General features: G+C 60.7%; 19 protein-coding genes and 1 pseudogene. 9 read left to right on the top strand and 11 right to left on the bottom strand.

Features of this window, described 5'->3' with window-relative positions; genetic code table 11:
- Window position 1 precedes the first annotated feature (1 nt).
- Window positions 2-3,172, bottom strand: a complete 3,171-nt coding sequence (locus BANAN_RS05085; RefSeq protein ID WP_014697850.1) for a UPF0182 family membrane protein — start codon at window positions 3,170-3,172, stop codon at window positions 2-4.
- A 152-nt stretch (window positions 3,173-3,324) separates the two neighbouring features.
- Between BANAN_RS05085 and BANAN_RS05090 the strand changes: the two genes are divergently transcribed.
- A complete protein-coding gene (locus tag BANAN_RS05090; RefSeq protein ID WP_014697851.1) occupies window positions 3,325-4,764 on the top strand; it encodes a glycoside hydrolase family 3 N-terminal domain-containing protein in 1,440 nt (479 codons plus the stop codon).
- 61 nt (window positions 4,765-4,825) lie between these two features.
- Here BANAN_RS05090 and BANAN_RS05095 read toward each other — a convergent pair whose 3' ends face one another.
- The 6 genes and pseudogenes from BANAN_RS05095 to BANAN_RS05120 all read right to left on the bottom strand — a co-directional run bounded on the left by BANAN_RS05095 (window position 4,826) and on the right by BANAN_RS05120 (window position 10,220).
- Complete coding sequence (locus BANAN_RS05095) at window positions 4,826-5,020, bottom strand: CstA-like transporter-associated (seleno)protein (protein ID WP_041777016.1); 195 nt, start codon at window positions 5,018-5,020, stop codon at window positions 4,826-4,828.
- Between the two features lie 40 nt (window positions 5,021-5,060).
- Window positions 5,061-7,478 carry a carbon starvation CstA family protein gene (locus BANAN_RS05100; protein WP_014697853.1) on the bottom strand — a complete coding sequence of 806 codons (2,418 nt, stop codon included), beginning with the start codon at window positions 7,476-7,478 and terminating at the stop codon, window positions 5,061-5,063.
- Between the two features lie 166 nt (window positions 7,479-7,644).
- Window positions 7,645-7,980, bottom strand: a pseudogene (locus tag BANAN_RS05105) (ATP-binding cassette domain-containing protein); the annotation flags it as partial.
- Between the two features lie 356 nt (window positions 7,981-8,336).
- Entirely contained in the window at window positions 8,337-9,056 is a 720-nt protein-coding gene (locus BANAN_RS05110; protein WP_014697855.1) for an AAA family ATPase, read from the bottom strand.
- Between the two features lie 145 nt (window positions 9,057-9,201).
- Complete coding sequence (locus BANAN_RS05115; RefSeq protein WP_014697856.1) at window positions 9,202-9,714, bottom strand: MarR family winged helix-turn-helix transcriptional regulator; 513 nt, start codon at window positions 9,712-9,714, stop codon at window positions 9,202-9,204.
- A 41-nt stretch (window positions 9,715-9,755) separates the two neighbouring features.
- Window positions 9,756-10,220, bottom strand: a complete 465-nt coding sequence (locus BANAN_RS05120; RefSeq protein WP_014697857.1) for a nucleoside 2-deoxyribosyltransferase — start codon at window positions 10,218-10,220, stop codon at window positions 9,756-9,758.
- 175 nt (window positions 10,221-10,395) lie between these two features.
- Here BANAN_RS05120 and BANAN_RS05125 point away from each other — a divergent pair, with 175 nt between their 5' ends.
- The 7 genes from BANAN_RS05125 to pgl all read left to right on the top strand — a co-directional run bounded on the left by BANAN_RS05125 (window position 10,396) and on the right by pgl (window position 18,275).
- Window positions 10,396-11,865, top strand: coding sequence for an aspartate ammonia-lyase (locus BANAN_RS05125; protein WP_014697858.1), 1,470 nt, complete (start codon window positions 10,396-10,398; stop codon window positions 11,863-11,865).
- 158 nt (window positions 11,866-12,023) lie between these two features.
- A complete protein-coding gene (locus BANAN_RS05130) occupies window positions 12,024-12,290 on the top strand; it encodes a FeoA family protein (protein ID WP_080571636.1) in 267 nt (88 codons plus the stop codon).
- Window positions 12,291-12,338: 48 nt separating this feature from the next.
- On the top strand, window positions 12,339-14,390 hold the full coding sequence (feoB, locus tag BANAN_RS05135; protein WP_014697860.1) for a ferrous iron transport protein B: 2,052 nt from the start codon (window positions 12,339-12,341) through the stop codon (window positions 14,388-14,390).
- A gap of 59 nt (window positions 14,391-14,449) precedes the next feature.
- Window positions 14,450-14,755 carry a hypothetical protein gene (locus BANAN_RS05140; protein ID WP_237705782.1) on the top strand — a complete coding sequence of 102 codons (306 nt, stop codon included), beginning with the start codon at window positions 14,450-14,452 and terminating at the stop codon, window positions 14,753-14,755.
- A gap of 139 nt (window positions 14,756-14,894) precedes the next feature.
- Window positions 14,895-16,454, top strand: coding sequence for a glucose-6-phosphate dehydrogenase (gene zwf, locus BANAN_RS05145; RefSeq protein WP_014697862.1), 1,560 nt, complete (start codon window positions 14,895-14,897; stop codon window positions 16,452-16,454).
- Window positions 16,451-17,401 (top strand): glucose-6-phosphate dehydrogenase assembly protein OpcA, encoded by a 951-nt coding sequence (locus BANAN_RS05150; protein ID WP_014697863.1) that lies wholly within the window; start codon window positions 16,451-16,453, stop codon window positions 17,399-17,401. The genes zwf and BANAN_RS05150 overlap by 4 nt, the downstream gene beginning before the upstream one ends.
- A gap of 82 nt (window positions 17,402-17,483) precedes the next feature.
- Window positions 17,484-18,275 carry a 6-phosphogluconolactonase gene (gene pgl / locus BANAN_RS05155; RefSeq protein ID WP_014697864.1) on the top strand — a complete coding sequence of 264 codons (792 nt, stop codon included), beginning with the start codon at window positions 17,484-17,486 and terminating at the stop codon, window positions 18,273-18,275.
- A gap of 78 nt (window positions 18,276-18,353) precedes the next feature.
- On the opposite strand, the gene gndA is transcribed toward pgl, so the two are convergent.
- Both gndA and BANAN_RS05165 read right to left on the bottom strand, forming a co-directional pair.
- Window positions 18,354-19,811 (bottom strand): NADP-dependent phosphogluconate dehydrogenase, encoded by a 1,458-nt coding sequence (gndA, locus tag BANAN_RS05160; protein WP_041777018.1) that lies wholly within the window; start codon window positions 19,809-19,811, stop codon window positions 18,354-18,356.
- Between the two features lie 59 nt (window positions 19,812-19,870).
- Window positions 19,871-20,578, bottom strand: coding sequence for a Type 1 glutamine amidotransferase-like domain-containing protein (locus BANAN_RS05165; protein ID WP_014697866.1), 708 nt, complete (start codon window positions 20,576-20,578; stop codon window positions 19,871-19,873).
- A 140-nt stretch (window positions 20,579-20,718) separates the two neighbouring features.
- Here BANAN_RS05165 and brnQ point away from each other — a divergent pair, with 140 nt between their 5' ends.
- Entirely contained in the window at window positions 20,719-22,083 is a 1,365-nt protein-coding gene (gene brnQ / locus BANAN_RS05170) for a branched-chain amino acid transport system II carrier protein (RefSeq protein WP_014697867.1), read from the top strand.
- Window positions 22,084-22,099: 16 nt separating this feature from the next.
- Here brnQ and msrB read toward each other — a convergent pair whose 3' ends face one another.
- Together msrB and BANAN_RS05180 are read right to left on the bottom strand one after the other, a co-directional pair.
- Window positions 22,100-23,092 carry a peptide-methionine (R)-S-oxide reductase MsrB gene (gene msrB / locus BANAN_RS05175; RefSeq protein WP_014697868.1) on the bottom strand — a complete coding sequence of 331 codons (993 nt, stop codon included), beginning with the start codon at window positions 23,090-23,092 and terminating at the stop codon, window positions 22,100-22,102.
- 7 nt (window positions 23,093-23,099) lie between these two features.
- The gene (locus BANAN_RS05180; RefSeq protein WP_014697869.1) at window positions 23,100-25,925 is read right to left on the bottom strand and encodes a heavy metal translocating P-type ATPase; all 2,826 of its coding nucleotides are present in this window, start codon (window positions 25,923-25,925) and stop codon (window positions 23,100-23,102) included.
- Window positions 25,926-26,092 lie beyond the last annotated feature (167 nt).

Raw genomic sequence — 26,092 nt, forward strand, 5'->3', positions numbered from 1 at the left:
GTCACTTGTCGAGTGCCATCGCCTTGTCGAGTGCCTCTTCGAGACGCTTCTGCGCCTCCCCATAGCCGCTCCAGTCGCCCTTCTTCATTGCGGAGTCGGCGTCTTTCATGGCCTTTCCGGCATCCTGCAGAGCCTGCGAAAGCTCAGGATTCCGGTTTGTATTCGCTGTGGAGCCCGAACCGTCCGCCTTGTCGTCGGCCGCACCGGAATCGGACGGATTCCCGCTACTCCCCTGATTCTCGCCATCGCCGGCCTGAGCGCCCGAATTGCCATCGAACACCTGGTTCAACGCCTCGTTGAGCGTATTGGCGAAACCGACCTGGTCTCCAAAGGCGACGAGCACTTTCTTGAGCAACGGGTAGCTGGTCGCGCCGGAGGACTTCACGTACACCGGCTCCACATAGACCAGGCCACCGCCCAGCGGCAACGTGAGCAGATTGCCGCGTTCCACTTGAGTCGAACCGGATTCGAGCAGGTTGAGCTCCTTCGACACATCGGCGTTCGCGTTGAAGTTGTTCTGCGCCTGCCCAGGTCCGGGCACATTGGAATCCTTCGGCAGCTCCTGCAGGCGTATCGTGCCGTAATCGGGTCCTCTGACGCCCTTGGTGCGGCCGGCGTCCGAGTCCACCGACAGGAACCCGGTGAGAATCTCACGGGTGCTCGAACCCGCCGGAATATATGTGGAGGTGAGCGAGAACACCGGTTCGTCGGAACCGCCGGTCTGCAAAGTGAGGTAATACGGCGGCTGCAGCACATCGCGGGACTGCTCGCTCTTCGATTCGGTCGGATCGACCGGGGTCTGCCAGAAGTCCTCGCCCGAGAAGAACTGCGAGGCCGAGGTCACATGGTATTTGGCCAGCAGCTGGCGCTGCACCTTGAACATGCCCTCCGGATAGCGCATATGCGCCATGAGGTCGCCGGAGATCTCGCTCATCGGGTGGTATTGGCCCGGGAAGATGCTCTGCCACGCCTTGAGCACCGGATCGGAGTCATCCCAGGTGTAGAGGTCCACCGAACCGTCGTAGGCGTCGACGGTGGCCTTCACCGAATTGCGCATGTAGTTGACTTCCTTGTCCGTCAGGCCCTGCACCGTCTGGGAGGAGATGGTGGTGGAGTCCTGCGTCGCCTCGGCAAGGTCCGTCTTCTGCGAGTACGGGTAGTTGCTCGAGGTGGTGTAGCCATCCACAATCCATTTGACCCGGCCGTCCACCACCGCCGGATACACTCGTCCGTCAAGGGTGAGGTACGGCGCGACCTTGGCGACACGTTCCTTGGGGGAACGATCGTAGAGAATCTGGGAATCCGCGTTCACACGGTCGGAGAACAGGATCTGGTCGGAGCCGAACTTGATCGAATAGATGAGCCGGGAGAAGATGTTGCCGATGCGCGGGCCACCATTGCCATTGAAGGTGGTGGTGGCTCCCTCGGAACCCGTTGGGTAGTCGAATTCCCACGACTGCGTGCCCTGTGGCGCGCCGACGATCGAATACTCGGGTGCTTCCGGCGAGAAGTAGATGCGCGGTTCGTAGTGCTGGGTGTCGGTGAGATACCCCTGCGTCGGAATGCCGTATTCGAAGAACTGCGGCTGCCCGTCACTCGTCACTTTGTTGCCGTAGGCGGCGACGATGCCATAGCCATGGGTGTACACGGTGTGGTCGTTCACCCAATTGCGGTTGTCGTTGCCCTCGAGGTTGATCTCTCGGGCTGCGATCACCGTGTCCTGATTGACGCCATCGATGTCATATTTGTCGACCGCCAGCGTGTCGGCGAACGTATAGTACTGCTTCATCTGCTGAAGCTGCTTGAATGTAGGCGAGACGATCTGCGGGTCGAGCAGTCGAATCTGCGCCGTGGTCTCCGCGTCCTTCTGCAGGGCGCCGGCCTGCGCCTTCGTGGTGGCCTTGTACTCCTCGGTCTTCACCGCATCCAGCCCGTAGGCAGCCCGGGTCGCGTCGATGTTGCGCTGAATGTATGCCGATTCCATCTCCTGTGCATTCGGATTCACGCGGAACCGCTGGAGCAGCATCGGCCATAGCGTGGACAGCAGTATGCCAACGACGAGCGTGGACGCCACGGCGATGGTGGGCACGCGCCATTCACGCCATGCGGCGGATGCATTCGCCGTGGGACGCGATACGGCGTCGTCGAATACATGGGTGGTCATGAGCCACACACACAGCACCACGCCGAGGACGGCTGTGAGCACCGCCATGATGATGGTGACGGGAATGCCGGCAGTCACCGCGGTGTAGTTGGCGCCGGTGAATCGATCGCCCTGTGCGGTGAGCGATGAAAAGACCGAGAGCCCTTGGCTCACTGCCCAGGACAGCATCCACAGCACCAGCCAGATGCCGATCTGGCGACGGGCACGCTTCGTGATGGCGAACAAACCGTGGCCATGCACCGGCATCGTGAAGCGAATGCCGCCCATGGCGACATGCGTGGCCACGCTGAACACCAGCGCCACGAACATGAGCAGTGTGAACGCGGAGACGAGCATGCGCAGTCCCGGCAGCACGAATACGTAGAAACCGTTGTCCAAGCCGAACTGAGGATCGACGGAGCCGAAGCTCTGGGTGTGGAACATGAGCAGGATCTCGGTCCAGTTCGCATTGACCTTGGAACCGAAAATAATGCCCGCGATCAGCGAGATGACCACCGCCACGCGGCGAGCAGTGCGCGAGCTCACGCTCTTGCCGATCTCGATGGTGTCGCCGTTGATGCGGATTGTGGAGCCATCGGCGAAATCGGGGCGTGCACGAATGGCCAGAGTAGCGGCAATGTAACTGACGAGCACCATGAGGGCTGCATAGAACACCCACAAGCCCACACGGGCGCCGAGCAACGTCCAGACAATGCTCTGGAAGCCGAGCTGCGAATACCACATGACGTCTGCTGCGAATGACGAGATCGCGAAGAACAACGCCACTATGATGGCAATGGCCACGACGACGGCAATGGCCACCCGGCGCCCGTGGTTGCCATGGGGTTTCGCAGGCTTGCGAGTGATGCGCGGAGAGCGGGGCGTGCCGTTGCCGGCGCCTGCAGCATTCGAATGCGGGGGCTCGCCGTCGGTCTCGATGTTGATGACGATCGGATCGTCATCATTCGATTGCGATTGTGATCGCCGGGTGCCATGCCCGGCACCGAAGAATGGGTCAAAGAAAGACATTCGGCCATTCTACCAATGAACGTCTCCCCGGCCAAGGGCGTTGGAGGAAGCACTTGGTTTCTCTTCTGTACCTACACGTTTGCCTATGTACTTCCGGGTCCTCTCCCCTTGACATGTGTAGAGTCTCCGGATTGCGGCCGGTGGGGCGCCGGATGCCACGCTTCGTCAAGGTGTCTGCGCGCTTCGCGCGTAGCACGCTCCTCAGCGTGGCATCCGGCGCCCCACCGGCGGCAATCCGTGCCTGCGAACTGTACAATGGCAGCAGCCATTGCAGAAACCGAGGACCCATGATCCAGCACAACGACAAGCCGCAGCCGAACCCGAACAGACGCATGGTCCGGATTGTCACGACCGTCGTCGTGACAATGGCAATCGTCGCCATTGCGATTGGGGCATCCGTACTGGTCCGCCATGCTACCGATTCCGACACGACGAATGCCGAAGCCGCACCGACATCGGCCCCCAGCCGCACATCATCGCCGGCTCCCAGCACGACCACTTCCATACCGCAGACGGCGTCGCCCGCACCCACCACCAAGACGGATGCCACCTCGGATCGGGCCAAACGCATGGTGGCGGCGATGAGCCTCGACGAACGCGCCGGGCAACTGGTGATGGCCGCATTGCAATACGGCAATGACCCCGCCACCTTGCAATCGATGATTCAGGAGCAGCATGTGGGGAACGTGATCCTGATGGGCAACTGGGTGAGCGGCGTCGAGGGCGTGGCGCGTGCCACACAGGCGCTGCAGGGGTTGAACGCCTCCACCGGATTGCCGGGGTTGCTCATCGCCACCGATCAGGAGGGCGGCATGGTCCAGCATCTGTCGGGACCGGGATTCGATGCGATGCCCAGTGCCACGGCTCAGGGCCAGATGTCACTCGACCGGCTGCGCGCAGCCGCGCAGGATTGGGCCCTTCCCCTCAAACAGTCCGGTCTCGCCATGAATCTGGCTCCTTCGGTGGACACGGTAACGATCGAGCGTGCCGCCAATGAACCGATCGGTGCGCTCTACCGTGATTTCGGCCTCGACGCCCAGCGTAACGGCGAGCATGCTGCAGCCTTCATCGAAGGCATGCACGCCGGCGGTGTGGGCAGTGCCATCAAGCATTATCCGGGATTGGGATCGGTGAGAGGCAACACCGATTTCACGGCAAACGGCATTGTCGACGACACGACAACCGAGAATGGCACGGGGGTGAATGCGTTCACCACTGCGATCCGGCAGGGCAAACCCGCCATGGTGATGGTGTCGCTGGCCACCTACAAACTCATCGACCCCAACAATCCTGCGGCCTTCTCCCCCGCCATCGTCACCGACATGCTGCGCAGAGGCGCCCCGTTCGACGGCGTGGTGATCTCGGATTCCCTCTCGGCCGGTGCCGTGAGCTCGATTGCACCACAGGATCTGGGCGTGCGGTTCATTGATGCGGGAGGGGACATCTGCTGCGTGAACGCCGCAAGCTATACGCAGCCCATTCTGGACGGCATACGCAACCGCGCCGCTGCGGACAAGGGTTTCGCCGCCAGGGTCACTGCGAGTGCCGAACGCGTGGTCAGACTGAAAATAGAGCTCGGCTTGGTGCAGTGAAACCGTAAACAGGAAGCGGGTGCGTCCCATGTGGGACGCACCCACTCGGATGTTGTTGGTCTCAGCAGCAGCACCCGGCGGGATGCAGGCGCTCGTACTCGTCACGTGCATCGTTGAACTCACGCACGCTCATCGGCACGCGCCCTGGATGCTCGGCGCGCAGATGCTCGACATAACGGTCGTATCTCGCCTCGCCGCTCACCTCCCGCAGATACCAGACAATCGCACGCCATACGCGGCGTGTCAGACCTGCCATCCTTTGGAACCATCGGGATATATGCATTGCCATATGCACCTCATGCCAGCTGCGGTTGGAGGCCGAGCGCGACCTCGTCATCGGAATCGTCGGGCTCCACAGACCTCTTAGACGGCAACGCACCCGAGCGCACCGCATATTCGCGGGCCACACGTTTCTCCAGATCCGTGGCGAGCAGCCCGGAGGGGGCGAACCATGCGGATTGCACGAACGGTTCCTCAGTGGACATGTCGGTACCGTACTCCTTGGCTCGCACCGTGTTCACGATCACGACGGCGCCGACGACCAGGAACGTGGCCATCATGAGGAAGAAGAAAACGGAAAGCGCACCATCGAGGTAGGCGTTCGACAGCGACGCACGCGCGTTCGCCAACGCGTCGCCCTCGAGGGTCCCCGAGGCGATCTGTTCACGGTATTTTGCGGCGGCGGCGAAATAGCCGAGCTTGGGATCGAAGATCTTCTGGAAGTCCGCGGTGAATGTCACTGCGACATCCCACACCAACGGCACGATCGGTATCCAGGCATACCGATGCAGCCCTTTCTTGAACACGCATACGGTCACCAGCATCAGGCAGCCGGCTGCGAGCAACTGGTTCGAAATACCGAAGATCGGGACCATCGCGTTGATGCCGCCATTCGCATCGGAGACGCCCATGTACAGCATGGATCCCCAAGCCGCTGTGGCGATGAACGTGGTGATGAGGTTGCCGGGCTTCCATGTGGGGTCGGAGAACTTCCGCAGCTTGCGTACATTGCCCAGCAGGTCGCCAATCTGGTATCGGGCCACACGTGTGCCGTTGTCGACGGTGGTGAGAATGAACAGGGCCTCGAACATGATGGCGAAGTGGTACCAGAACGCCATCGAATCCTCGCCGCCCATGTATGACTTGAGGAAGTTGGCCATGCCGATGGCGAAGGTGGTGGCACCGCCGGTACGCGAGACGATGCTCTCCTCGCCCACATCATGCGCGGCCCGGGTCAATGCCTCCGCGCCCTCGTACGTGGTGCCGTGGGACTGCCACGTCACCTTCATCTGGTTGCCTTCGATGTCTTTGACGTTCATGTTGCCGACGGCGGCCACCGCGTTCTGTTCGGGGGAAGCGGAAGCGGAGTATGCCGAACCAGCGGTCGCCTCGATCTGGGGCGCGCTCATGTTCAGCGAGAAATAGACGCCTTGGCTGAGTGTGATGGCGGCAATGAGCGCGATGATGGCAGTGAACGACTCGACGAGCATGGAGCCGTAGCCGATCATGCGAATCTGGTTCTCCTTCTCCACGGCCTTCGGCGTCAGACCCGAGGAAACCGCGCCATGGAAGCCCGAGAGCGCACCACATGCGATGGTGATGAACAGGAACGGGAAGAGGTTGCCGGAAAAGGTCGGGCCATTCGACTGGCTGGCCAGCGTGCTGATCCCCGGCATGCTGACCCTCGGATTCGAAACGGCGATGCCGACGACGAGCAGCGCCAGCGTGCCAATCTTCATCAATGTGGACAGGTAGTCGCGCGGGGTCACCAGCAGCCAGTGCGGCAACGCTGCGGCCGCGAACGAGTAGACGATGAGCGCGACGACGAGCTGCTTGGCATTGAGCGTGAAGATGGGTGCAAGCGTCGGGTTCGAAGCGACCCAGCCACCACCGACAATGGCGAGCACCAGCAGCACAAAACCGAGGATGGTGGTCTCGATGACCTTGCCCGGTCGCAGGAAGCGCTCATAGCAGCCCATGACCAGCGCGATCGGGATCGTCATGCCCAGCGAGAACACGGCCCACGGTGAGCTTGCCATGGCCTTGATGGCGACGAGCGCGAGGAACGCCATCGCAATGGCAGTGACCACGACGAGGAACAGCGAGATGATGATGCCACCAAACTTGCCCATCTCGTCGGTGGCCATCTGGCCGAAGGAACGGCCCTGGCGTTTCGCCGAGATCCACAGCATGAGCATGTCTTGCACGGCACCGGCGAAGATCACGCCGAGGATGATCCACAGGACGCTTGGCAGATAGCCCATCTGCGCCGCCAGAATCGGTCCGACAAGAGGTCCGGCTCCGGAGATCGCCGCAAAATGCTGTCCGAAGAGCACACGACGGTCCGCCCGCTCGAAGTTCGCACCGTCATGCACGCGCTCCGCGGGTGTGGCGTTCGCGTCGTCGGTGCGCATGATCTTGATCTGGATGTAATACGCATAGAAACGGTAGGCGATGGCATACGAGCACAGCGCCACGACGATGAACCAGATGGCGCTGATCTGTTCGCCGCGCGCCACCGCCAGCACCGTCCAGCCGACCGCGCAGACAATGGCGACAAACGCCCACGCCACCGCCTTCTTCCACGTCCATACCATCTTCGGCCGAATGCCGACAGGCAATCCGTTGCCGTCACGAATGATTCGCGCCTCCTCGGCGTCGTTGTATGCCACGCCCGGCGCCGGTTCCGATGCCGCTGATGTCGCAGAGACCATCTGGAAACCTCCCTGTTCTTCTCTCCTATATGCACAACCGACCGCTCGTGTCTCTTCACTGAGCGATCGGTGTGAGCAACACAGTAAGAAACACCGGCGCACGACATCTCAGGCGTTTCAGTATATGGTCACATTGGCCCGTCCGACGTTTCGGGCAACGCGAGCATCACGCGAACTGCGAATTGTACAGATTCGCATATGCCCCGTCTTTCGCGAGCAACTGCTCGTGGGTGCCATGCTCAAGAATGTCGCCATGCTCCATGTACAGAATGAGGTCGGCGTCTCGGATCGTGGACAGTCGGTGAGCGATGACGAAACTCGTCCGGTTCGCCATCAGCATGTTCATCGCCTTTGCAATCGCCTGCTCCGTGCGGGTGTCCACCGAGCTTGTTGCCTCATCGAAAATGAGCATCGCCGGGTCTGCGAGGAATACACGCGCAATCGTGAGCAGCTGCCGCTGCCCCACCGACAGATTGTTCGCCTCATTGTCGAGCACCGTGTCGAGACTGAACGCGAACGTAAGCGCAACGACGAAGATGAACGGCACCGGCAGCATCATCATGATGACGTTCGTGATGGCCACCTGAATGCTCACGACATCGGCGGCCATCAGCACGAGGGTCAACGCCAACAGCCAGCCGTGCGGTTTCATGAAACGCAGTATGAGTCTCATAGTTCCTCAGAATGGGTAGAAAAACGGCGTCATTCGACGAGGTCTGAAATATTGTCCCATATTGGAACATTTAATAGACTAAACTCTATCGTCCCCGAGTGGACAATTTCTCTTCACAAGGCGCCCGCACCCGGCTGCGAAGACCAGACAAAGAACCACGACACAACAGGTTGCCGGAAGCGACGTCACCGTCCCTCGTCCGCAAACAGATGACGCAAGAGCACGCCCCTATGATTGATGAACGATGCGGTGATGCGGTGGGCGTCGGTGTCCTCGTAGTCACACGGGCGAACGCCATCATCATCGAATTGAAGAATCTGCGCTCCCGGCAGCCCGAGCAGTATCGGTGAATGGGTGGCGACGATGAACTGTGCGCCCTGTTCCGCCAACCGATGCATATGCGCCAGAAGGGCCAGCTGCCGGCCGGCGGACAATGCGGACTCGGGCTCATCCATGAGATAGAGGTCGGGCGCATTGCGTGACAGCATGATCTCGAGGAAGCCTTCGCCATGCGACATCTCATGCAATGCAGACATCGCGCTGCGACCTCGATCGTAATCACGCGCCTGCGTGGCCATCGTGAAGAAGCTCTCGGCGCGCAGGAAGAAACTGGATGGCGGAATCGCTCGTTTGCGGTAGAGAACAAGCGCGTCAGCCAGATCTGAGCAGTCATCATAAGTGCTGAAACAATAGTTGCGCGAACCACCCTCCGCACTGAAGCCGCATACCACCGCGATTGCCTCCAGCAGCGTCGATTTGCCGCTCCCGTTCTCTCCGGCCAGAAACACGACGGGTGAACCGAACTCCAGTTCGTCGAGCGAGCGCAATGCGGGAATCCGATTCACATATGAGGCACCAAGCCGCCTCCAATCGACACGGAATCCGGAGATAATCAAATCGTCCATCGGCACCCATCCAATCGCGAGCTCCGGCAAAACAAAATATATGGCAACAGACGCATAGACCACCTTATCGTGGACGCACGCCTCCCGCACACCACACTCTACCGGTGCGGACGAAACAGAACACTGGGCACCACAATGCTTCGTGTCAGGCGTCAATGCCGTCGATTTGCTGTTCCAATGCGTTCATGAACTTGTCGACATAGGTAATCATTGCACGGCGTTCTGCGGGTTCGAGTGTGGACATCGCACGCACTTCGGCCTGACGCAACGGTGCAATCATGCGCTCCCGGTAACGCTCCCCCTCCTCGGTGAGGTGGATTCGCTTGATGCGCTTGTCGCGATTGCTGCCCTGCAATCGGAGCAATCCTTGTGCGACAAGCGAATTGATCACATTGTTCACGGTCTGGCGGGGCAGCAACGTATAGGCGCAAATCTCCCGCTGCGACGTACCGTCGTTCTCGCAGATGTAGTCGAAAATGAGATACACGCTGAACGAGAATCCGGAACGACGCCCATACGCGCCGTAGATCAAGTCGACACGGCGGAACTCCTCGAAGAACGCGATGAGCTGTGTATCGAGATCGCTATGGGCCGCCTGCGCGTGCCCGATCACATCGGCGCGAGGCGGCTCGAATTCTGCTGTATGCTCAGTGGACATTGGACATGGCGGGGCCGGCCACAGATCGGCCCCATCGACTCTCAGTGCTGGTCGAGGTCCAGCGGCTTGACACGACCCGAATCGAGCAGGCTCTCGAGATCGGCGGGGCCATCGAGCACGGCCGTGGCGGCCTGATCCACCATCAGACTGATGCGACCGTTCAGCAGAATCCCCTCGCAATAGGCATACACCGGCTTGCCGAGCGCATACCCGTAGGCGAGCGCGAAGACGGCGCCCGCATCGTTGTCGTCCATATTGGCAATCACGGCCCGGGAATTGGCGATTGCGGCAATACGATTGTCGAAGACCGCCTGTGGACCCGAGACGTTGACGTCCATGGCGAAACGCGGACGGTACATGCTCATGCCGCGGTCGTTGAGCACCTTCTCGAGGCGCTCCATGCTCTCCACCTGTTCCGCCGTCTCATATGGCCCCGCCACATAGAAGTCGTAGACGGGCTTCGAGGAAGTGAACTGAATGGTTTCATTGGAATCGAAATTGCTCATAGCCCTATTGAACCTCTCTTCCACCGCGATTCCGGCAAGTTGGCTGTAAGCAATACTACTCCGGGCAACTCCGGCAGACCGCACCTACAATGGTTGCGTCGGCCCAGAGCATGGAACGCCTCCGGGAATGCGGGGCAACAGACCGCCGGGCTTGTGGAAAGGAAAAGGCAGAAGCATGGATTCGACCAGACAGGCTGCAGAAACGCGGCTGGAACACGACGTCATAGGCACAATGGAGATTCCTGCCGACGTGTACTGGGGCATCCACACCCAGCGAGCCATGGGCAACTTCACCGTCACCGGCATCGCCGACGGCTCCCATACTGCGCTCATCCGAGCCTACGCCACCGTCAAACGCGCCTGCGCCATAGCGAACTACCAATTGGGCATGCTCGACGCTCGCAAGGCCCATTACATCGAGCAGGCCTGTCTGGAGATCGAGAACGGCGCGCTTGCCGACCAGTTTCCCGTTGACGTGCTGCAGGGCGGAGCGGGCACCAGCCTGAACATGAACATGAACGAGGTGATCGCCAACCGCGCGCTTGAGCTGGCCGGAAAGCCCCGTGGCGACTACGGGTACATTCATCCCAACGACGATGTGAACCAAAGCCAATCCACCAACGACACCTATCCTGCGGCCTGCAGGCTCGCCATCCTCCAAGGTCTCAAACCTCTGCGCGAGGCCACGCAGCGGCTTCGTGAGGCATTCCACCTGCAGGCAGACCGCCATAGCAACGATATAAAGATCGGTCGCACACAACTGCAGGATGCGGTGCCCATGACCTACGGTCAGGAGATACACGCTTGGGCGAGCTTCCTGGCGACCGATTTGGAGGCCATGAATACGTTGGCGAAACGGCTGTGCGTATTCAATCTGGGGGCCACGGCAATTGGCACTGGCATCTGTGCCGATCTTCGCTTCCGCCACACCGCCACCGCCGTGCTCGCCGAAATCACCGACCTGCCCATCACCGCCGCCTCGGATCCCGTGGCCGCCGTCACCGACACCAGCTCCTACATCGAAGCCAGTGCCGTGCTCAAGAATCTTGCGGTGCACCTGAAGAAGGCGGCCGACGACCTCCGCCTGCTCAATTCCGGCCCACATTGCGGCTTCGGAGATCTCACGGTTCCCCCGCGGCAGGCAGGCTCCTCGATCATGCCCGGCAAGATCAATCCGGTGATTCCCGAGTGCGTGGACCAATGCTGCTTCACGATCTTCGGCATGGATGTGACCGTCAACTGGGCATGCGCGGAAGGCCAGCTCCAACTCAACGCCTTCGACCCGCTCATCATTCACGAGATACTCACCGCGATGACAATCGCCATCAACGCCATGGACATGTTCCGCACGAAATGCGTCGACGGACTGAGAATCAACGTCGAGCAGGGACGGAGAGACGCGGAGATGTCGCCATCGATCTGTGCCGCGCTGAATGGGAAGATCGGGTATGAGCAGGCGATGAACATAGCCAAGGAAGCCGTCGCCACCGGCAAATCGGTGCGCGAAGTGGCCGGGGAACGCACCGACATCGATCGCACCGAACTCGATTCACTGCTCGACATCGCCGCCATGTCGCGAAAACTCGGACAGACCTGCCGTGACGTGGATGCCGACGGCAACGTCATCTCACCGACAACGGACTGAAGAGCGGCCTCATACGAAGTGGGGCGAGCCTCGCGAAGGCACGCCCCACCTCTTTTCATACCGAATACTGAGCAGTCCATGACCAAAATCTGAGATTATTGCCTGGTTTTTGCATAAAAACTCTTGACTTACGAACCATTCCGCGCTTTCCTGAAACCATGAGTTCAACATCGCCATCCCACTCCCTCACGTTGGAGACCTGCCCCCTCAACACCGACGTGGTGATCCGAGACATCGCGCTCGATGAGCGCCATCGGTTCCGCATGCTCGAGCTGGGCTTGCGCGACGGCGTGACCGTACGCGTGGTGCAGAAGTCGAATTTCGGAGGGCGAGTGGTGGCCAAGGGCACCGAACGCATTGCACTCGACGAGTCCACGGCACGCAGCATCCATGTCACCACAACCACCACGCAGACCGCGCATTGAGTACCATTCCATCTGCGAAATTCCACGATTCCCAAGGTTTGGACCGATATGAGCAACGAATCACATTCCCAGCACTCACGCGGCTTCGCCGCCATACTGCCCCGCAAACACGACGGGAATGGCAGCCGCCATACCAAGCCATGCTGCGACACCGGCGGTCACCGCATCTCAGCGAATGACTCGCACCGACGCATCGTGTTCATCGGCAATCCGAACGTCGGCAAATCCTCGCTGTTCAACGCGATTCTCGGCACAAAAAGCCGTGTGATGAACGCCCCGGGCACTACGGTGCTGCTTGAGGAAGGCGAATACACGCATGATGGCGACACCTGGGATCTCATCGACACACCGGGCACCTATTCCCTTCTTCCGCTCTCCCCCGATGAGAAAGTGGCGGCCGACGCCGTGATGGGTCTGGATGGGGAGAAGGATCCCGACCTCATTGTCACCGTGCTCGACGCCACGAACATCTCGCGCTCGCTGTATTTCCTTGCCATGGTTCTCGAACTCGGCAAACCCACCGTGGTCGCATTGACCATGAACGACCTCGCACGCAAACAGGGAGCGGGCATAGACCCGAAGGAGCTCTCGCACACACTGGGAGGCGTCCCGGTGGTTGAGGTGAACGGCCGTTCCGGCGAAGGCAAGCGTGAGCTCATGGATATGGTCGGCACCCACTTCTCCGGTACAGCGCTGCCGGCGGGACTCACCGCCGTCGACCCTCATACTGTCGACGTGCCGCAATGGGTGGAGGGCAATGCCGACGCACGATTCGACTGGGCCGCACAGGTGCTTTCACAGCTCAATATGCAGGCACGAGACCGCGTGACGGTCTCCGACCGCATCGATCGCGTGCTGCTCAACCCGTTCCTGGGCGTCATCGTGTTCCTCGCCCTCATGTATGCGATGTTCCAGGCCACCACGGTATTGGCCGGCCCTGCCCAGGATTGGGTGGACGGCACCGTGCGCGAATGGCTCACCGCAGGCGTGGACTGGGTCTTCAATCTATTCGGGCCGCATGCCGTATATGGCTGGTTCCACTCACTCGTCGTCGACGGGCTTATCGACGGCATCGTCACGATCGGCACATTCATTCCACCAATGGGCATCATGTTCATCTGCCTGTCGTTGCTCGAAGACTCCGGATACCTCACCCGCGCGGCCTTCGTGATGGACAGGGCGATGCGCTGCATGCATCTCGACGGGCGCGCCTTCCTGCCGATCGTCATCGGGTTCGGATGCAATCTGCCGGCGCTCGCCGCGACCCGCACGCTGCCCGATTCGCGCCAACGCGTGATGGTGGGCATGCTTGTGCCGTTCTCAAGCTGCACCGCGAGACTGTCGGTGTATATGGTGCTCGCCTATGCATTCTTCCGCGAGCAGGCGGGTCTTGTGGTGTTCCTCATGTATGTGATCTCCATCGTGCTCATTCTGCTGGTGGGCATCCTGCTGCGCAAGGTGAAGTTCACAAGCCTGACCTCCGAGCCTTTCGCAATGAGTCTGCCGCCATACCAGTGGCCGCGTCTCGTCGTGCTCATTCGCTCGGTGCTCATGCGCCTGTGGGGATTCGTACGTGGCGCGAGCTCGATCATCATCACCATGCTCATCGCCATGTGGCTGCTGCAGAGCATTCCGGCGACCGCGACGGCCGGCTCGTTCGCTGCGGTGGATGATGTGCATGATTCGGTGTATGGCGTTGTGGCCGACACCGTGGCCCCTGTGTTCAAGCCCGCGGGTTTCGACGACTGGCATGCATCGGCCGCCTTGATGACCGGCTTCGTGGCCAAGGAGGTCGTTGTCGCGTCCATGGCGCAATCGTACAGCATCAACACCGGCGATGAGGACGAGCAGCAGCAGGGCGAAGGCTCGCTTGGCGCCCGTCTGCGCTCGTCGTTCGATGAATCGTCCGGAGGGCACGGCAAGGCCGCGGCCATTGCGTTCCTGGTGTTCACGCTCGCGTACACACCATGTCTGGCCACGGTGGCGGAGATGAGACGGCAGTTCAATATGAAGATAGCGATGCAATCCGTGGGCATGAGTCTGATCATCGCCTATGTGCTCGCCGTGCTCGCGTTCCAGTTGCTGAGGTTCATCTGGTGAGCACCGGTTTCCGTCGGACGGGCGCGCGCCCGACTACCGACAGCGGCCGAGCGGACGGTGTGGTAGAACGCACCATCCGCTCGCTTGAATCGGGTATGTCGGTGGGCGAGGTTGCACGCGCGAGCAATCTGCCACGCGATTTCATCGAACAGATCGCGGTGTTCGCACGCGAGCGCGGGCGGCTTGACTTCGTGTCGCTCTCGACAGACTCGGGATGTGGAACCGGTTCATGCACGCCCGATCCCGATTCGATCATCTGTGCAAGCTGCCCGCTCGCGCCACCTGCCGCAAAGCGAGGCTATACGCCTCTGGCCCATATCGTGTCAACTGTGCGCAATGCCTTCGGCCGCAATAAACGTTCCTAGGAACGCGGATATGCCAACACCAGCCATCGTGTACCGCATGCATATTCCCCATGCGTTTGCATAGCGCAGGCACATGTGTATAGCGATAGGCTGAACAGGCGAGACCCCGCTCCCCTGCTCAGGTATTACTATGAACACTATGACTGAACACACAACGCACATTCCCGGGGACTCGCCCTGGGTCAATCCGTTGCGCGACCCACGGGATCTGAGGCTTCCCCGCATCGCCGGGCCATGTTCGATCGTGATCTTCGGTGTCACGGGCGATCTGGCTCGCAAGAAACTGTTGCCGGCGATCTACGATCTCGCAAACCGGGGCCTGCTGCCGCCAAGCTTCGGTCTCACCGGTTTCGCACGGCGTGATTGGACGGAGGATCATTTCCGTCAATTCGTCAAGGAAAATGTGCAGCAGCATTGCCGCACGCATTTCAACGAGGTCACCTGGAACCAGCTTGCAGAGGGCATACGTTTCGTGCATGGCACCTTCGAGGATGCCGATGCGTTCGAGCGCCTGAGCAACACGGTGGCCGAACTCGACAAGGACCGTGGCACACGCGGCAACCATGCCTTCTACATGTCGATTCCGCCCCGTGACTTCCCGCTCGTGGCGCAGCAGCTCGCCAACTGCGGTCTGGCCAAATCGAACGGCGATGCCTGGAGACGCGTGATCATCGAAAAGCCGTTCGGGCACGATCTGGCCAGCGCCAAGGAGCTCGACCGCGTGATCTCCGAGGTGTTCGACCCGAACTCGGTGTTCCGCATCGACCACTACCTGGGCAAGGAGACCGTGCAGAATCTGCTGGCGTTGCGCTTCGCCAACTCCATGTACGAGCCGATATGGAATTCGAACTATGTGGACCACGTGCAGATCACGATGGCCGAAGACATTGGCGTGGAGGGGCGAGCCGGTTACTACGACGGCATTGGTGCGGCACGCGATGTGATCCAGAACCATCTGCTGCAGTTGCTCGCGTTGACGGCCATGGAGGAACCGGTTTCGTTCAACGCGCGTGATCTGACCGATGAGAAGACAAAGATTCTCTCGGCCGTGCGCCTGCCGAAAGACCTTGCCGCGCATACCGCTCGCGGGCAGTATTCAGCCGGCTGGCAGGGTTCCCGTCCGGTTGTGGGATATCTGGAGGAGAAAGGAATCAACCCGGATTCCACCACTGAAACCTATGCGGCCGTCAGACTCGATATCGACACGCGTCGCTGGGCTGGCGTCCCGTTCTACCTGCGTACCGGCAAGCGCCTTGGCCGTCGCGTGACCGAAATTGCGCTGGTGTTCAAGCGCGCCCCGCATCTGCCCTTTGACAGCACCGCCACACAGGAGCTCGGCAAGAACGCCATCGTCATTCGCATCCAGCCCTATGAGGGCGTCACCATTCGTTTCGGCTCCAAGGTTCCGGGAGGCACCACCATGGAAGTGCGTGACGTCTCGATGGACTTCAGCTACGGCCGCTCGTTCACCGAATCGTCACCCGAGGCTTACGAGCGCCTCATCCTCGACGTGCTGCTGGGAGATCCGCCGTTGTTCCCGACCACGCAGGAAGTGGACCTGTCGTGGAAGATCCTCGACCCCATCGAGGATTTCTGGTCCACGCTCGGCCAACCACAGCCCTATCGTGCCGGCACATGGGGCCCCCAGGAGGCGGTGGAGATGCTTGCCCGTGATGGACACCGTTGGAGGATGCCATGATCCTGACATTGACCGATACCCAGACCGATGAGATCTCGGCAAAGATCGACGAGCTCCACGAGGAGCGCGGCGAGGCCGCACTTGGCCGTGTGCTCACGCTTGTGGTCGCAACCGACGAGAAGAACCTCGAGAGTTCGCTGTGCATTGCCAACGAGGCAAGCCGCGATCACCCATGCCGTGTCATCGCCATCTGCCCAAGTCATAGGGAGATGACCGAACCCGAGTCCGAACGCACCTATCTCGATGCGGAACTGCGTGTGGGTGCGGATGCCGGCGCCGGCGAAATCATCATTCTGCGCCCGCGCGGCGGCCTCACCCATCACCTCGACACGTTAGTGATTCCGTTGCTGCTGCCTGACACCCCGATGGTGGTGTGGTGGCCGACCGAAGCGCCGGCGAACCCGTCGCACGACCTACTCGGGCAGATGGCGCACACGCGTATCACCGACGCATACCGCTCATCGAACCCGCAACGCACCATTGAGGATCTACGCCGCAACTGGTCATCGAAGAACGTCGACCTGTCATGGACACGGCTGACGCTGTGGCGTGCCGTGCTCGCCTCAATGGTGGATCAGCCGCCGCATCTGCCGATCCAGTCGGTGCGCATCACCGGCGAGCAGGACTACCTGCCCATGGATCTGTTGGCCGCATGGCTGACCCTGCGACTCAATGTGCCGGTCACCATCGAGATCGAGCCGAATGCGCAGGCGATCACCGGCGTCTACCTCACCCGCAAGGACGGCGAGCTGAGTCTGGAACGGCGTCCAAGTGAAGAGGGCATTGCGCGCATTAGCGTACCCGGCCAGTCACCACAGGCCATGCCGCTGCCGATCCGTTCGATGGTCGATTGCATGAGCGAGGAACTCGGCAGACTCTACCCCGATGAAATCTATGCCGAAGTGCTCACCAAAGGCTGGCAGAAGATTCACCCGAGCATCCGCTAACACATTCCCTGCCCTTCATGCTGCCCGCTTGTTTGAGCGGGCAGCATCTTATTTTTTACCACCCTTTCGAAGACGAGGACCCATGAACCGCGAACACATCTCCTACCCCACCCCCCAACTTCTCGCCGACGCCGTGGCGGCACGCACATTGCTGCTGGCCAATGACATTCTGTGCCGTCCCGACCGCGAACGCGTCGACATCGCATTGACAGGTGGCACCGATGGCATCGCCATCCTCCGCGCCCTCGCGGGCAGTCCGCTGCTTGACGTTCCCGATTGGAGCAAGGTGCATCTGTGGTGGGGGGACGAGCGCTTCGTGGCTGCGAACAGCGCCGAGCGCAATGCCGTGGGAGCATATGACGCGCTGCTCGACATGCTGTTGGAAACGAAACGCATCGCCCGCAATCAGATTCACGAAATGCCTGCAGACCGCCGTTCGCAGGAGGAGCTCACAGCCGCCACCGATCAGGACAACGCCGTGGCGTTGGCGGCTGCGGCGGCCGATTATCAGGACGAGCTCGAAAAGGAACTCGGTGAGAATGGCCATTTGGACATCGCGATGTTCGGCCTGGGGCCCGACGGTCACTTCGCTTCCCTGTTTCCGAATATGCCCCAAGTCGGCATCAACGACCACGATGTGCTGGTGACGGGTGTGACGGATTCGCCGAAGATGCCTCCATTGCGCCTGACATTGACGGTGCCGATGATCGTGAGGACGGATTACGTGTGGGTGTGCGGCTCCCGTGAGGGCAAGGCCGAGGCGATGGGATCGACGTTCCACGCCCAGAACAATCCCGCCCTTCCCGCCTCTTATGCAGATGCTGTGCAGCAGGTGCTTTGGATCACTGACGAGGCGGCCGGCCGGGACTGCTGATACCCGCACAGCTTGTGGTATGGGAACGGGGCGGATGCATGAACATGCATCCGCCCCGTTCCCATACCACAAGCGAGATCAGTCGGAGATCTTGACTTCATTTTGCTCAGGCGTAGCCCACAGGATATGGTAGGCACCCGGCATATCGACACGGCCATAGGTGTGTGCACCGAACAGATCACGCTGACCTTGCGTGAGCGCGGCTGGAAGCCTCTTGGCACGCAGGCCGTCGAAATACGCGAGCGATGACGAGAACACCGGCGCCGGCAGGCCGGACTTGGCCGAAGTGGCCACAACGCTGCGCCAATCCGCCTCGCTCTGCTCTATGCCGCTCTTGAAATACGGGGCGAATAACAGCGAGACATCGGCCTGCCCGGATTCGAAGGCCTCGGAGATACGGTCAAGGAACTGCGCACGAATAATGCAGCCAGCACGCCAGATGCGTGCCAGATGCGCCATGTCAATGTTCCATCCATAGGTCTGTGCCGCGACGCTGATCTCATTGAAGCCCTGCGCATAGGCGATGATCTTCGAAGCATAGAGTGCGTTACGGATCTGCCCGATGAACTCCTCGCGGCTCAGATCGCCGAGATCGATATGGCCGTCGGGACCTGCAAACGGATTCTGCTGTGCCATCTCGCGCAGTATGTTCTGGTCGGAGAGCCCGCGTGCGAACACGGCCTCGGCGATGCCGGTGACCGGAACACCGAGTTCAAGGGCGGTCTGCACCGTCCAGGTTCCGGTGCCCTTCATGCCTGCATGGTCGACGATCACATCGACCAACGGCTTTCCGGTGCGCGGATCCTTCTTGTGCAACACCTCGGCGGTGATCTCGATGAGGTAGGAGTTGAGATCGGTCTTGTTCCAGCTTTCGAACACGCTGCCGATCTCATCGGGCGTCATATTCAGGCCACGACGCATGATGTCGTAGCTTTCGGCGATGAGCTGCATGTCGGCGTATTCGATGCCGTTGTGCACCATCTTGACGAAATGGCCGGCCCCGTTCTCGCCCACATGCATGACACACGGCTCGCCATTCGTTGCCTTGGCCGCAATCGATTCGAGAATCGGCTTGAGACGCTCCCACGACTCATCGCTGCCACCCGGCATCATCGATGGTCCGAGCAATGCGCCTTCCTCACCGCCGGAGACACCCATGCCCACGAAATGAAGACCCTTGGCGCGCAGTTCCTTCTCACGGCGAATGGTGTCTTTGAAATAGGCATTGCCGCCGTCGACGATGATGTCGCCAGGCTCCATGTATTCGGCAAGCTCGTTGATCACCGCATCGGTGGCCGATCCTGCCTTGACCATGATGATGGCAGTACGGGGACGTTCGAGCAGATCGACGAACTCCTTGACGGTCTTCGCCGGGTAGAACGCACCCTCGTCGCCATGCTCCTCCATGAGCTTCTCGGTACGGGAATAATGCCGGTTGTAGATGGCCACGGCATTGCCATGACGGGCCAGATTACGAGCCAGACTCGCCCCCATGGCAGCAAGTCCTACGACACCCACATTTGCCGGTGCACTCATAAATGTATGCCTCCTGTATTCGATTGTGTTCCGTCACCCAAGTCTAGCCCACATTCTGCCTAATGCACATGCATCTTCCCTGCACTGTGCATGCATTCATGGCATGCATTGCGTAGTCGGCGAAATTGCTCGACCAAAGGCATCGCGGCAATTCGAGCCACATGACCTCGAACGACCAATGCCTGACCATTGAATAGCGGGACATAGTCCTGCTGCCCGGCATGCATGGCGACAATCCGACGTGCGCTGGAGCCCATCGACACCGAGCCGACGTGCGGAATGACATGGAAGCGCGTGAGGGCGAGCCCCCGCATATGCGTATGCCCCCTGTTCTCATCCATCGGTGCAATGTACGAGATGTCGTCAGACGCCACCACCGCCCCAGCCGACTCCCCCACATACGGCACCCCTTCGCGCACCAGCTTGCGAATGACGTCATCCGCACCGGACGCATGCAGATGGTGCATCAAATGGAATGTGTTGCCGCCACCCACATAGATGATGTCGCTGGACTGCAATCGCGCACATACTTGAGCGGCGGCCATACGTTCGGGATCCACCATCTGCACTCGTAATCCAGCGAGCACGAACCGTATGCGCATGAGCCTGACAAGCACCCCATACGGCTCCACCGTGCTCGCCGTCGGTATGAACGCCATGCGGACGCCACGCAACGGACCGAGCTCACGTCTCAGCACAGGCATGAGCCCTGTGTTCGACGAGGCCAGAACCAGCGTGGGACCGCATACGTGCGTGTTCACATTCATATGGCGTCTCCTCGATGTCGCTCAAGCGCCACACTAAAACCGAACATACGGCACAGACACGTTTTCCTCTGACAGCGTGCACAAATCTGTCGCATAGGCAGGCACAATAGGAAAGGCACACACGGCACGCAGGAGCAGACATGGGCAAACCGAATCCTCATTCGCACAAGCGACTCGATACACGCCAACGCATCGTCGTGGGCATCACGTTCTTCTCGATGTTCTTCGGCGCAGGCAATCTCATATTTCCTCCCTATCTCGGGGCGCTCGCCGGCAATCGCACGCTCGTGGGCATGGTCGGTTTCGTCGTCTCCGCAGTGGGACTGCCGATCCTCGGCGTGATCGTCGTGGCGCAGGCGGGCGGATTCGGCAATCTGAGCGTCAGGGTGTCCAAACGTTTCGCGCTGGTGCTGGGCGTGGCCATCATGCTCACGATCGGGCCGCTGTTCGCCATTCCACGCACCGCATCCACCTCGTTCGAAATGGCGGTCGTTCCCTTCGCCAGCCAACAGAACCTGTGGCTGGTGCGTCTGCTGTATTCATTGGTGTTCTTCGGCTTGGCGTTCCTCGTGGCCCAGCATCCCGACAAGCTGTCGCAAGTACTCGGCAAGGTGATGGGTCCCCTGCTGCTCGTCATGATCGTCGTGCTGTTCGCCGCCTGCCTGTTCGCCAAACATCCCGGATTCGCGAATCCGCAGGGCTCCTATGCGCACCATCAGCTGATGCAGGGCTTCATCGACGGCTACCAGACGATGGATCTGCTCGCCGGCCTCTATTTCGGCATTGTCATCTCCGCGAACATCTCCTCGATGGGCGTCGAAGACGAGCATGACAATCGCGCGGAGACCGGCATCGGAGGTATCTTCACCGGCATCATGCTCGCCATAATATATGCGATGCTGGGTTTTGTGGGGGCGGTCTCCGGTTCGTATCAGGCAATCGATGGCGCCACCGATACGGGCGCCACCGTGCTGACCAATCTCACCGACCGTCTGTTCGGCCATGTGGGCACCATGTTCGTGGGACTCATCTTCATTGTAGCCTGCTTCAATGTGTGCCCCGGACTCATCTCCACCTGTTCGTCCTACTTCCACAAGCAGTTCGGCACCGTGCTTGACTACCGGGGTTGGACCATCGTATTCACATTCATCGCACTGGTCATTGCGAACATTGGGCTGAGCGCCATCATCAAACTCTCCGTACCGGTGTTGGAGGCCCTGTACCCCATAGCCATCGTGCTCGTGCTGCTCTCGCTCCTGCATGGCGTGTTCACGCGGCATTTCCCCGCTGTGTATTTTTGGACGGTGCTGTTCACCGCCATCGACAGCGTGGCCAATGGCATCGCCAATCTCGTCGCCGCGTTCGGTGGACGGCTGGCATGGCTCGAGACGGCATGCAATTGGCTCCCACTCAACTCAGTGGCTCTTGGTTGGGTCGTTCCAGCGCTCGCCGGTTTTGTCGTGGGGATTATCGTGAGCATTGCCGCACGCACGCACACGCACTGAGCCGGAATGTGATTCCTCACTCGCCGGCAGAAGTGCTCAGCCGCGCGTCGAGCTCGCCTACCAGGTTCCCATAGCCTTCCTCGGCCATCCGATCTCGCGGTACGAATCGCAGTGACGCCGAATTCATGCAGTACCGCATGCCGCCACGTTCGCGGGGGCCGTCTGCGAACACATGGCCCAGATGACTGTCGGAATGCACGGCCCGCACCTCAAGTCGCGGGTGCAGCGGCAAGCTGTAATCCTTGACCATGCGCACCGACCCCTGATCGATCGGCGTGCTGAACGACGGCCAGCCACAGCCGGAATCGAATTTGTCGGTTGAGAAGAACAACGGTTCGCCACTGACTCGATCCACATAGATGCCGGGGTCGAACAGGCGATCATATTCGTTATGGAACGGCGGTTCGGTGGCGGACTGCTGCGTGACCGCATACTGTTCCGGGGTCAGGCTCCAGATGCGTTCGATATGACGCTGACGTTCGCGCATGTGGTCGATCACGTTCAGTGGAATATGACAGTAGCCTGTTGGATTGGCGAGCAGGTAATCCTGATGTTCGGGCTCCGCAATCGTGAAATTGCGCAAATCCTCGATCTCAACGGCCGGAGTCGATCCGGAGCGTTGCGTGAGTTCGTCCAACGCCTGCTCATACACCGCGCGCTGCTCGGCGGCATGCGCACCGGCCGGATACAGTCCGGAACGGTATTGCGACCCGACGTCGTTGCCCTGACGGTCGACGCTGAATGGATCGATGATGCTCAGGAACAGCAAGGTCAGTGTTCGCAGACTCACCCGCATCGGATCGTAATCGATGCGCACCGTTTCCACGGCATGGGTCGTTCCCGAACACACCATGCGATAGGTGGGATCCGGCGTAGTGGATTGCGCGTATCCCACCGTGGTGTCAAGGACGCCATCGACATTCTGCATGGCTCGTTCGAGTCCCCAGAAGCATCCGCCGGCCATATAGGCCACATGCGTCTCGGGGGCGGCCGTCTCCGTCCGTTGCATTGTCATCTCACTGCCCGACTTCGTATTTCGCCGGATCCTCGTCGAAAACACCTGCGCAATGCTTGCTGCAGAAGTAGATCGTCCGCCCGTCATAGACGCGGGTGTCGGCGGCGTCCTTCGGATCGACGACCATGCCGCAGATTGGGTCGATGTGTTCCTGATGTGCCATGGTATGCTCCTTATGTTCATGTTCCGTGGTGGATTCATGCTGGCAGTCGGTGTGCGTGTCGCAGGACTGGGGAGTCTGCGACGGCAACGCGAAACGAAGATTCAACGGCGTGCGCGCACCTCTGCGTACAGGCTTAGCATGGTTCGGCACGAGGGCGTGCAGTCTGTTTGCGTTGAGCACAACGGACAATGAGGAGAACGCCATTGCGGCACCCGCGATCATCGGACTGAGCAGCACATGCCATAGCGGGTAGAGCACACCGGCGGCGACCGGGATGCCCAGTCCGTTGTAACCAAGCGCGAAGCCCAGGTTCTGGTGGATGTTGCGCATCGTGCGGTCCGACAGATCGATGGCGGTGACCACCGACTCAAGCGACGAATTCATCAACGTCACATCCGCGGATTCCACTGCCACATCGGTGCCCGAACCCATCGCCATGCCGACATCGGCCCTGGCGAGCGCTGGCGCGTCATTGATGCCATCGCCCACCATGGCCACCACGCGGTGCTGGTTCTGCAGCTCGCGTACAACGGCCTCCTTATCGGCAGGCGTGACCTGTGCGACGACATGGGTGATGCCGAGCTCCCGGGCGATTGCCTGGGCCGTGGCCTCATGGTCGCCGGTGAGCATCACGACGTCGATGTCTCGCGTCTGCAATGCTTCGATTGCCTGGACCGAGGTCTCCTTGAGCGCATCGGCGACGGCGATGACCGCGATCACGACGCCATCCACAGCAGCGACGACCGGCGTGCGTGCTTTCTCGGCCATCTGGTCGACGGCGTCATACACCCGCTTCGAAACCGCTGCATCTTCATCAACATGCGCCTGCACGAAGCGTTCATTGCCTACGACCACGCGGTGGCCCTCGACGTGGCCGCTCACACCGCCACCGGGCTCGTTATGAAAATCACGCACCTGTGGCAACGCCCCATGCGGGGCTTGTACCTCGGAGCGATATGCCTGCACGATCGCCTCAGCAAGCGGATGCTCGGATTTCGCCTCTACTGCGGCGACATACGAGAATCCCGGTATCCTAGCCATATGGGAGACGTCGATCGGACCGCCGTCATCATCGGTCAGACCCACCACGTCGACGACCTGCGGCTTGCCCACGGTGATCGTACCGGTCTTGTCGAGCACCACGGTGTCGATGCGATGCGTGTTCTCGAGCGCCTGCGCCGAACGGAACAGCACACCATATTGTGCGCCCTTCCCCGTGGCGATGGTGATGCTCAATGGGGTCGCCAGTCCAAGCGCGCACGGGCAGGCGATGACGAGCACGCTAATCGCACAGACAATGCCGTAGAGCACATGCAATGGCATCGGAGCCATCTGCCAGAAGACGAAAGTCCAGACGGCGATGATCATGACGACCGGCACGAACACGCCGGCCACCCGGTCCGCAATGCGCTGGATGGGCGCCTTCGAGGTCTGCGCGTTACGCACGAGCCGAATGATCTGTGCGAGCACGGTCTGGGATCCCACACAGGTGGCACGGTAGCGGATCGTGCCATTGCCGTTGACCGTCGAACCCACCACGGTGGCTCCTTCCCCCACCGCCACCGGCATCGACTCGCCGGTCACCATCGACTCGTCGATGCTCGTGTGGCCGCTCACGACAATGCCGTCGACCGGCAGGCTCTCGCCGGGGCGCACCTCGATGATGTCGCCCACCGCAACGTCGGCAGTGGGGATATCCCGCACACCATGCTCCGTGACGACATGCGCCGTGTTCACCCGAAGTCCCACCAACGCCTTGATCGCCGCGCCGGTGCCGGCCTGCGCCTTCGCTTCGAACAGCTGCCCGAGAATCATCAGCGTGATGATCGTCGCCACCGCCTCGTAATAGGGTTCGCGTGACCCCACGGGCAACGCGTCTGGCCAGATTGTGACGAACAGCGAGTACAGGAAGGCCACACAGGTGCCCGTGGTGACCAGAGAGTTCATTTCCGGTGCGCGGTGGGCAATGGCGAGCCAGCCGGTACGGTGGACGGGCCAACCGCAATAGAACATCACCGGCACCGTGAGTACGAGCTGCAGCCAGGGACTCATCACCCATGCGGGCATCGTATGCGCCATCCATGCCCCCACAGCAGGGATCATGGGCAGCATGGCGATGAGCAGTTCAGGCACCGTGAACGCGATACCGACGATCAGTCTTCTCCTGAGCTCGCCGATCTCATGCGCACGCTCGGTGTCGTCCGCCGACTGCAGCTGTTCGAGCTGCTCCGCATCGGAAAGTCCTGTGGCCTCCGACACGCCATTGGATTCGGATGCGGCGGCTTCCCCGTTGCCTTCACCGGTCACCCGCAGCATCCCATGGAGCATGTTCATGCCACAGGCGAACGGGTATTCCCCGGGTGCGAGGGCGGGCAGCCTCACCTCGGTATGGGCGAACGCCTGCAGGGTACAATCTATGCCGAGCTCCGAGAACACGACGTGGGAGGAGCATTCCCCGCTCTCTTTCCTATCGAAGTCGAGTACGATCGGCGTCCCGGCCTCGACCTCAATGAGCGACGGCTCGTAGCCTCCGCGGACGACGACATGCGCGGTCTGCATACCCTGTGAGACCTGCGCCTTGTGGGCTTTCCTAGGGGCGAAGAAGAACCATGCAATGAACGCGGTGAGTGCCACGGCACCTAGAATCGGCCAAACCAACGTCATGTTGCGCCTCCCACTGGATGAATGCCTGCGTTACGACAACGTGGGCGCGCCCACACATATTCCCGCCGTGCTCCACGCGTGGCGGAAAAGCATGCCATGTGCAACCCGCGTGATTAGTGTGGGGCATATCGATGCGCATGTCAATACCCACGCATCAGAACATTGCA

It is taken from the genome of Bifidobacterium animalis subsp. animalis ATCC 25527 (assembly GCF_000260715.1).
In the GTDB taxonomy this organism is placed as follows: Bacteria; Actinomycetota; Actinomycetes; order Actinomycetales; family Bifidobacteriaceae; genus Bifidobacterium; species Bifidobacterium animalis.

What these genes read in the sequence shown, in the direction of transcription:
- BANAN_RS05085 (WP_014697850.1), bottom strand. Translation starts at nt 3,172, where the DNA reads ATGTCTTTCTTTGACCCATTCTTCGGTGCCGGGCATGGCACCCGGCGA.
- BANAN_RS05090 (WP_014697851.1), top strand. Translation starts at nt 3,325, where the DNA reads ATGCCACGCTTCGTCAAGGTGTCTGCGCGCTTCGCGCGTAGCACGCTC.
- BANAN_RS05095 (WP_041777016.1), bottom strand. Translation starts at nt 5,020, where the DNA reads ATGGCAGGTCTGACACGCCGCGTATGGCGTGCGATTGTCTGGTATCTG.
- BANAN_RS05100 (WP_014697853.1), bottom strand. Translation starts at nt 7,478, where the DNA reads ATGGTCTCTGCGACATCAGCGGCATCGGAACCGGCGCCGGGCGTGGCA.
- BANAN_RS05110 (WP_014697855.1), bottom strand. Translation starts at nt 9,056, where the DNA reads ATGGACGATTTGATTATCTCCGGATTCCGTGTCGATTGGAGGCGGCTT.
- BANAN_RS05115 (WP_014697856.1), bottom strand. Translation starts at nt 9,714, where the DNA reads ATGTCCACTGAGCATACAGCAGAATTCGAGCCGCCTCGCGCCGATGTG.
- BANAN_RS05120 (WP_014697857.1), bottom strand. Translation starts at nt 10,220, where the DNA reads ATGAGCAATTTCGATTCCAATGAAACCATTCAGTTCACTTCCTCGAAG.
- BANAN_RS05125 (WP_014697858.1), top strand. Translation starts at nt 10,396, where the DNA reads ATGGATTCGACCAGACAGGCTGCAGAAACGCGGCTGGAACACGACGTC.
- BANAN_RS05130 (WP_080571636.1), top strand. Translation starts at nt 12,024, where the DNA reads ATGAGTTCAACATCGCCATCCCACTCCCTCACGTTGGAGACCTGCCCC.
- feoB (WP_014697860.1), top strand. Translation starts at nt 12,339, where the DNA reads ATGAGCAACGAATCACATTCCCAGCACTCACGCGGCTTCGCCGCCATA.
- zwf (WP_014697862.1), top strand. Translation starts at nt 14,895, where the DNA reads ATGACTGAACACACAACGCACATTCCCGGGGACTCGCCCTGGGTCAAT.
- BANAN_RS05150 (WP_014697863.1), top strand. Translation starts at nt 16,451, where the DNA reads ATGATCCTGACATTGACCGATACCCAGACCGATGAGATCTCGGCAAAG.
- pgl (WP_014697864.1), top strand. Translation starts at nt 17,484, where the DNA reads ATGAACCGCGAACACATCTCCTACCCCACCCCCCAACTTCTCGCCGAC.
- gndA (WP_041777018.1), bottom strand. Translation starts at nt 19,811, where the DNA reads ATGAGTGCACCGGCAAATGTGGGTGTCGTAGGACTTGCTGCCATGGGG.
- BANAN_RS05165 (WP_014697866.1), bottom strand. Translation starts at nt 20,578, where the DNA reads ATGAATGTGAACACGCACGTATGCGGTCCCACGCTGGTTCTGGCCTCG.
- brnQ (WP_014697867.1), top strand. Translation starts at nt 20,719, where the DNA reads ATGGGCAAACCGAATCCTCATTCGCACAAGCGACTCGATACACGCCAA.
- msrB (WP_014697868.1), bottom strand. Translation starts at nt 23,092, where the DNA reads ATGCAACGGACGGAGACGGCCGCCCCCGAGACGCATGTGGCCTATATG.
- BANAN_RS05180 (WP_014697869.1), bottom strand. Translation starts at nt 25,925, where the DNA reads ATGACGTTGGTTTGGCCGATTCTAGGTGCCGTGGCACTCACCGCGTTC.